Source organism: Corallococcus sp. AB030 (assembly GCF_003668965.1).
Lineage (GTDB): Bacteria > Myxococcota > Myxococcia > Myxococcales > Myxococcaceae > Corallococcus > Corallococcus exiguus.
In genome coordinates this window covers 1-406 of sequence record NZ_RAWQ01000525.1, presented here as the reverse complement: position 1 = coordinate 406, position 406 = coordinate 1, and the positions used below count along the sequence as shown (strand labels likewise).

Here is a 406-nt window from a genome sequence, read left to right as displayed (position 1 = left end):
GTGCTGGCCCTGGTGCTGGGCCTGTGGAGCCCCGCGTGGGCGGCCGGGTCGTGGCGGGCGGTCGTGCGCGTGGCGTCCACCGAGGACCGCGCACTGCTGGAGCGGGTGCGGGGGCAGAGCAGCGACCTGCCGGTGGTGCTGGAGACGGAAGCAGGTCCGTCCATGGACTCGAGCCCCGGCGGTGCATGGCGTGAGGCGGAGCGGCTGGCTTCACGGAAGGACGCGCGCGCGGTGTTGTGGTTCACGCGAGACGGGGCGGAGCTGCGGGTGTCGGTGGCGGCTCCGCGCACGGGACACCTGTTCGTGCGGAGCGCGCGGGTGGAGGGTGCGCCGGAGACGCTGACGTGGTCCGTGGGCGCGGAGGCCCTGTCGTTGGCGGTGCGCTCGGCGCTGCGCGCGGTGGACG

General features: G+C 75.6%; 1 pseudogene. It reads left to right on the top strand.

The features are described 5' to 3' along the window. A pseudogene (locus tag D7Y15_RS45110) lies at positions 1-406 on the top strand (hypothetical protein); the annotation flags it as partial.